At 62.9% G+C, this 7,540-nt stretch carries 5 protein-coding genes and 1 pseudogene; 4 read left to right on the plus strand and 2 right to left on the minus strand.

What is annotated here, in order from left to right:
- Nucleotides 1-57 precede the first annotated feature (57 nt).
- Nucleotides 58-276, plus strand: a pseudogene (locus I5W_RS30250) (flavin reductase); the annotation flags it as partial.
- 147 nt (nt 277-423) lie between these two features.
- Nucleotides 424-954, plus strand: coding sequence for a chromate transporter (locus I5W_RS20175; protein WP_044530574.1), 531 nt, complete (start codon nt 424-426; stop codon nt 952-954).
- A gap of 78 nt (nt 955-1,032) precedes the next feature.
- On the opposite strand, the gene I5W_RS20180 is transcribed toward I5W_RS20175, so the two are convergent.
- Together I5W_RS20180 and I5W_RS20185 are read right to left on the minus strand one after the other, a co-directional pair.
- The gene (locus I5W_RS20180) at nt 1,033-3,285 is read right to left on the minus strand and encodes an arginine/lysine/ornithine decarboxylase (RefSeq protein ID WP_017453986.1); all 2,253 of its coding nucleotides are present in this window, start codon (nt 3,283-3,285) and stop codon (nt 1,033-1,035) included.
- A gap of 212 nt (nt 3,286-3,497) precedes the next feature.
- On the minus strand, nt 3,498-3,992 hold the full coding sequence (locus I5W_RS20185; RefSeq protein ID WP_017453985.1) for a dihydrofolate reductase: 495 nt from the start codon (nt 3,990-3,992) through the stop codon (nt 3,498-3,500).
- A gap of 350 nt (nt 3,993-4,342) precedes the next feature.
- Here I5W_RS20185 and I5W_RS20190 point away from each other — a divergent pair, with 350 nt between their 5' ends.
- Both I5W_RS20190 and mdoH read left to right on the plus strand, forming a co-directional pair.
- Complete coding sequence (locus I5W_RS20190; protein ID WP_017453984.1) at nt 4,343-5,968, plus strand: glucan biosynthesis protein G; 1,626 nt, start codon at nt 4,343-4,345, stop codon at nt 5,966-5,968.
- Nucleotides 5,941-7,540 (plus strand): glucans biosynthesis glucosyltransferase MdoH (gene mdoH / locus I5W_RS20195; protein WP_044530573.1); only part of this gene is annotated, 1,600 nt, incomplete at its 3' end. The genes I5W_RS20190 and mdoH, both read left to right, overlap by 28 nt.

Below are 7,540 nucleotides of genomic sequence, written 5' to 3' on the forward strand. Positions count from 1 at the left end.
GCCACCGATGGCCAGCGTCGTCATGGCATGACGATGACCGCCGTCAGTTCCCTCTCCATGGATCCACCGGCCTTGCTGGCGTGCGTGAACCGGTCCACTTACCTGGCCGACATCCTGATCTCGGCGCGCCATTTCTGCATCAATGTCTTGCGGCATGACCAGGTCGCTGTCTCCAGCGCCTTCAGCGGCGCCTTGTCTTCCCAGGAGCGTTTTGCCGTGGGTCGCTGGGCGACTCATACGGTCGGTGTCGACCTGCTCGAAGCGGCCCAGGCCAATATGGTGTGCGGCAAGACGGCGGTCTTTCCCTATGGCTCGCACCTGATCGTGATCGGTGATGACGCCGATCAGCATCTTTCTCACGGCGCGCTATGGCGAGCGCTTCGCTGCCAAGCCGCAGGCCGCAGCCAAGCAGGAGGGCGCGCAATGAGCCAGACCCTGATCGCATTGGCTATCATCTTCACGCAGTTGTCGGTGCTGGCCTTCGGTGGCGGCAATACCATCCTGCCGGAGATGCAGCGCCAGGTGGTGGAGGTACATCACTGGATGACGGCGGAGGATTTCAGCGCGCTGTTCGCCCTGGGCCAGGCCGCGCCCGGTCCCAACCTGATGGTGGTCACCCTGGTGGGCTGGCATGTGGCCGGTTTCTGGGGGATGCTGGTGACCAGCCTGGCCAAGTTCGGGCCGTCCTCGATTATCACCGTCATCATGTTACACGTCTGGGAGAGGTGCAAGGACAAGCCCTGGCGGCGTCACGTGCAGGCTGGCCTGCTGCCGGTGACGGGCGGTCTGGTGGCGGCCTTGGCGCTGTTGATCACGCAGGCCTCGATCACCCATGGCTTCCTGGCGGCGATCACGGCGGGCACTGCCATCATTGCCTTGAAGACAAAGATCCATCCCTTTGGGCTGCTCTTTGGCGGGGCGCTGGCGGGATACTTCTATCTCGGCACCTTCTGAGCTGATCGCCTCAGCCGGCAGCATGAAAAAAGCCGATGCCTGCGAGGGCATCGGCTTTTTGCTTGGCAGCACTGAGACTTACTGCTTGACGCAATCCACGAAGTAATCGCGGCGGCCATTGACTTCGCGCTTGACCAGGCCATGCACGTCGGTTTCGAAGCCGGGGAATTTCTCGTTGAAATCACGCGCAAACTTCAGGTAGTCGACGATGGTCTTGTTGAAGATCTCGCCCGGGATCAACAGCGGAATGCCCGGCGGATACGGGGTCAACAGGATCGAGGTGACGCGACCTTCCAGTTCGTCCAGGGGCACGCGATCGATTTCGCGGTGGGCCATCTTGGCGAAGGCGTCCGAGGGCTTCATGGCTGGCTGCATGTCCGAGAGGTACATCTCGGTGGTCAGGCGCGCCACGTCGTAGGCGCGGTAGGTCTCGTGGATCTGCTGGCACAGGTCGCGCAGGCCGAGGCGCTCGTAGCGATGGTTGCGCTGGGCGAACTCGGGCAGGATGCGCCAGATCGGGGCGTTCTTGTCGTAGTCGTCCTTGAACTGCTGCAAGGCCGTCACCAGGGTGTTCCAGCGGCCCTTGGTGATACCGATGGTGAACATGATGAAGAACGAGTACAGGCCGCACTTTTCCACGATCACGCCGTGCTCGGCCAGGTACTTGGTCACGATGGAAGCCGGGATGCCGCTCTCGCCGAACTGGCCGTTCAGGGCCAGGCCAGGGGTGACGATGGTGGCCTTGATCGGGTCCAGCATGTTGAAGCCCGGCGCCAGGTTGCCGAAACCGTGCCAGTCGTCCTCGGCCTTGATGACCCAATCCTCGCGCTCACCGATGCCGTCAGCGGCGAAGCTGTTGGGGCCCCAGACCTGGAACCACCACTCATCGCCGAATTCCTGGTCGATCTTCTTCATGGCGCGGCGGAAGTCCAGCGCCTCCAGGATGCTTTCTTCCACCAGCGCGGTGCCGCCCGGTGCTTCCATCATGGCCGCGGCCACGTCGCAGGAGGCGATGATGGAGTATTGCGGCGAGGTCGAGGTGTGCATCAGGAAGGCTTCGTTGAAGGCGTCTTCGTCGAGCTTCACGGTTTCGGACTCGCGCACCAGGATCTGCGAGGCTTGCGAGAGGCCAGCCAGCAGCTTGTGGGTCGATTGGGTCGAGAAGATCAGCGACTTCTTGGCGCGCGGACGGTCCTTGCCGATGGCGTGCATGTCCTTGTAGAAGTCGTGGAAGGTGGCGTGCGGCAGCCAGGCTTCGTCGAAGTGCAGGGTCTCGATCTCGCCGTCGAGCATGTCCTTGAGCGTTTCGACGTTGTAGACCACGCCATCGTAGGTCGATTGCGTGATGGTCAGGATGCGCGGCTTCTTGTTCTTGGCTTCGCGGGCGAAGGGATTGGCTTCGATCTTCTTCTGGATGCTTTCCAGGGTGAACTCTTCCAGCGGGATCGGGCCGATGATGCCCAGGTGGTTGCGGGTCGGCATCAGGAACACGGGGATCGCGCCGGTCATGATGATGGAGTGCAGGATGGACTTGTGGCAGTTGCGGTCCACCACCACGATGTCGCCCGGCGCCACGGTGGAGTGCCAGACCATCTTGTTGGAGGTCGAGGTACCGTTGGTGACGAAGTAGCAGTGGTCGGCATTGAAGATGCGCGCCGCATTGCGCTCCGAGTTGGCCACCGGGCCGGTGTGGTCCAGCAGTTGGCCCAGTTCTTCCACGGCGTTGCAGACGTCGGCGCGCAACATGCGTTCGCCGAAGAACTGGTGGAACATCTGGCCCACGGGCGACTTCAGGAAGGCCACGCCGCCGGAGTGGCCGGGGCAGTGCCAGGAGTAGGAACCATCCTGGGCGTAATCGACCAGGGCGCGGAAGAACGGCGGCGCCAGGCCGTCCAGGTAGGACTTGGCTTCGCGGATGATGTGGCGGGCCACGAACTCCGGCGTGTCTTCGAACATATGAATGAAACCGTGCAGTTCGCGCAGCACATCATTGGGAATGTGGCGCGAGGTGCGGGTTTCACCGTAGAGGTAGATGGGGATGTCGGCGTTTTTATGACGGATTTCGCTCACGAATGCACGCAGGGCCTTCAGGGCGAAGTCGGTCTCTTCGTCGGAACCTGCGCCCATTTCTTCATCGTCGATGGACAGGATGAAGGCCGAGGCGCGCGACTGCTGCTGGGCGAACTGGGCCAGGTCGCCATAGCTGGTCACGCCCAGCACTTCCATGCCTTCGGCTTCGATGGCGTCGGCCAAGGCGCGGATGCCCAGGCCCGAGGTGTTTTCGGAGCGGAAGTCTTCGTCGATGATGACGATGGGGAATCGGAATTTCATGGAATTCTCCAGGCTTCGCGCGCGGGGAGCCGGGTCGGCCTACGCGCGCAGGGGGTCAAAAGAAAAGCGCCTGGGCTGGCAGTGCTTGCGCGCCGGAAAAATGAAAGCGGGATTGTCGCAGATATGCGCGCCATGTGCGCACCAACTGCGCTAAAGAGGTGCGCAGTTTAAGCAAAAACGGGAAAAAACAACAGCCTGCCGGGCCGTCTCTGTCAACGTCTTTCGTATGTCACAAAAGCGTAGTCCAATCCGGAAGTTTCGGCGTGGTGCTGCTCGCGCGCGCGCTCTTGCCAGACCTCTTCGTCGATGGCCGGGAAGAAGGCGTCGCACTCGAAGGCCCGTGCAATGCGGGTGATGATGAGGCGATCCACCAGCGGCAGGGCTTCGGCATAGACCTGGGCGCCACCGATGACGAAGGCCGGGGCAGCGCCCGCCAGCGCGGCGGCTTGCGCCAGCGAGCCGGCTGTTTCCACCCCGGGATGTTGCCACTGGGCATTGCGGGTGATGACGATGTTGCGGCGGTTGGGCAGCGGCCGGCCGATCGATTCGAAGGTCTTGCGGCCCATCAGGATGGTATGCCCCGAGGTGGTGCGTTTGAAGTGGGCCAGGTCTTCCGGCAGATGCCAGGGCAGGGTGTTGCGGATGCCGATGCCGTTGTTGAGGTCGGTGGCGACGATGATGGTGAGTTGGCCGGAAGAAGTGCTCATGCTGGGGCTGTGCTTGCCTGGAACAGGTGTAACGGATGTAAAGAGCGCCGCCAGCTGGGCCGGTGGTGCTGTCGTCAGAAGCATAATGTTACAGGAGCTATGCTGCGGCACGGAACTTTCTGCACCTGCGCCTGCCCTTATAGGTGAACCAAACTTCCGCAAGCACGCTTGCCATGGCAGCCCGACTGCACCGGGCGGCGCAGCTTGCCGGTGGTCAATGCTGAACTTAAATGGCTAAACCACGCCATCCATATGAACACTCCCCGCAACATTTGGGTAAACTAGCGCCTGCCTTCGGGCTGGCGCCATGGCCTTGGGCGTCAGCGCAGGGCTCTTAACCAGAAAATTGCATGTCAGACAAAACAATAATGCTGCTTTACACCACCTCCGGGCCAGGCCAGGGACATCGTTCCCCGCCGCGTGCCGCACGATTGACCTGGTGGCGCCGTCTGGCCGCTCCCGCAGCCCTGGCGGGTCTGCTGGCGCTGGCCTTGCCGCAGGCTGCCCTGGCTTTCGATTTCAATACGGTGGCCGCGCGCGCCAAGGCGCTGGCCGGCAAGTCCTACAAGAAACCCGCGGATGACCTGCCCAAGTCGCTCAAGGACTTGAGCTACGAGCAGGCCAGCCAACTCTACTTCCGCGACGACAAGTCTTACTGGCGCGCGCAGAAGCTGCCCTTTGAACTTTCCTTCATTCATCTGGGCGGCAGCTACACCGAGCCGATCAAGATCAATGAAGTGGTGGGCGACGCCGTGCGCGAGATTCATTTCAGCCCGGCCCTGTTCGACTACAGCGCCAATCGCAGCGTCGATCCGCGCAGCCTGCGCAATATCGGCTTTGCGGGTTTCCGTATCCGCTTCCCGCTCAATTCGCCCAAGGTCAAGGATGACGTGCTGACCTTCCATGGCGCCAGCTACTTCCGCGCCATGGGCAAAGGCCAGAGCTACGGCTTGTCGGCACGCGGCCTGGCCATCGATACCGCGCTCTATTCGGGCGAGGAATTCCCGCGCTTCACCGAGTTCTGGCTGGAGCGCCCCTCTGCCGATGCCAAGGAACTGGTGATCTACGCGCTGCTGGATTCGCCGCGCGCCACCGGCGCCTATCGCTTCGTCTTGAAGCCGGGTGTCGATACCGTCATGGACGTCAAGGCCCAGCTCTACCTGCGCAGCAATGTCACCAAGCTGGGCATTGCCCCGCTGACCAGCATGTTCCTGTTCGGCGAGAACCAGCCCGGTCCGGCAGACGACTTCCGCCCGGAAGTGCATGATTCGGATGGCCTGTCGATGCAGTCGGGGACCGGCGAATGGCTGTGGCGTCCGCTGGTGAACCCCAAGCGCCTGCTGGTGACTTCGTTCTCCTTCGACAATCCCTTGGGCTTTGGCCTGATGCAGCGCGACCGCAGCTTCTCGCACTACGAAGACCTGGACTACAACTACCAGTCGCGTCCCAGCGCCTGGGTCGAGCCCAAGGGCAAGTGGGGTTCGGGCCGGGTGGAGCTGGTGCAGATCCCCACGCCCGATGAGACCAACGACAACATCGTGGCTTACTGGATTCCCAATACGCTGCCCAAGCCTGGCCAGCCTTTCAATGTGGAATACCGCTTGTCCTGGCAGAAGGATAATGAAAAGCGTCCGCCGCTGGCTTACGTGACGCAGACCCTGTTCGGTCATGGCTATCGTCCCAAGCAGGAGAGCAAGGCCGAAGAGGTGCAGCAATTGTCGATCGACTTCGACGGCGCCAACCTCAAGAAGCTGCCCGCCAATGCGCGCGTGGAAGGCGTGGTCGAGGCCGATGCCAATGGCAAGCTGGCCAGCGTGACCACCCGCAAGAATGACGTGACCGGCGGCTGGCGCGTGGAAGTCAAGCTGCGCCGTCTGGAAGAAAACAAGCCCGTCGAGCTGCGCGGTTTCCTGCGCAATGCCAATGGCGGCACAACCTTGTCTGAAACGTGGAGCTACATATTACCCCCCAACTAAGGCAGACTTCGGCAGCTTCGCAGGCGCTGGAGGATTACCTCGCGCGCCTGCCGCTGTCGCCTGCGCAACGCCAGGACCTGGCCGCGCGCGCGGGTGCAATCGGCTCCGGCGATCCGGTGGCCGACCTGCACCGCGTGCTGGCCGAGGCCTCCGGGCGCGATGCCAGCACCTTGCCGGTGGCCGCCCAGGCTTCGGTCGATGCGCGCTTGCGCCTGATGTATCCAGAGGCCACTGCGGCCGAGCCGGTAGCCGGCGCGGCGGTTCCCCCCATCGCAGAAGAGCGCGGCCAGCCGCGCATTCCGGTGGGCCCGCCCATGCATCGCAAGTCCATGGTGCCGCGTCCCTGGGGCGAGTTGAATCCCTTCGCGCGCTGGGTGGAAGAGGAAAACCGCCGCCTGGAGCGCCGCCCCAGCCGCTGGCGCCGCGCCCGCAAGGGCCGCGCCAAGGCGGTCGAGCCGGAAGTGGTGGATGACGAACCGCGCTACATCGAAGACCACCTGGACCAGTCCGAGGCGCCCGATCCCAAGGGCCACTGGCAGCACACCGGCAACGTGCGCCGCATCACGCTGCTGATCCTGATGGTGTTGCAGACCTCGATGGCGACCTATTTCATGAGCGATGTGCTGCCCTATCACGGCACCAAGCCGCTGGAGATGGTGGTGCTGTTCCTGTTCGGGCTGCTGTTCCTGTGGGTGTCGGCCGGGTTCTGGACGGCCATGACGGGTTTCCTGGTCTTGATGCGGGGAGATGACAAATATCTGATCTCTCACGAAAAGGCCGGCAACACCGAGATTGCCCCCGAGGCACGCACTGCCATCGTCATGCCCATCTGTAACGAAGACGTGGCACGCGTCTTCGCCGGCCTGCGCGCCACCTACGAGTCGCTGGAGCGCACCGGGCAGATCGCGCATTTCGATTTCTTCATCCTCTCCGACAGTGGCGAGGCCGATATCTGCGCGGCGGAAACCGCTGCGTGGAATCGCCTGTGCCGCGAAACCGGTGGCTTCGGGCGCATCTTCTATCGCCATCGTCGCCGCCGCGTCAAGCGCAAGAGCGGCAACCTGGATGACTTCTGCCGCCGCTGGGGCGCCGATTACCGCTACATGGTGGTGCTCGATGCCGACAGCGTCATGACCGGCGATTGCCTCACCAAGCTGACCCGCCTGATGGAAGCCCATCCCGGCGCTGGCATCATCCAGACCGCGCCGCGTGCGGCCGGTCGCGATACGCTGTATGCCCGCATCCAGCAGTTCTCGACTCGCGTGTACGGGCCACTCTTTACTGCCGGCCTGCACTACTGGCAACTGGGTGAATCGCACTTCTGGGGCCACAACGCCATCATCCGCCTGCAACCCTTCATGAAGTATTGCGCGCTGGCGCCGCTGCCGGGCAAGGGCAATCTGTCCGGGCCCATCATGTCGCACGACTTCGTGGAAGCTTCGCTCATGCGGCGTGCCGGCTGGTCGGTCTGGATCGCCTACGACCTCGATGGCAGCTACGAAGAAATGCCGCCCAACCTGCTCGATGAATTGAGCCGCGACCGTCGCTGGTGCCAGGGCAACCTGATGAACT

It is taken from the genome of Herbaspirillum sp. B65 (assembly GCF_000333555.1).
GTDB lineage: Bacteria > Pseudomonadota > Gammaproteobacteria > Burkholderiales > Burkholderiaceae_D > Herbaspirillum > Herbaspirillum rubrisubalbicans.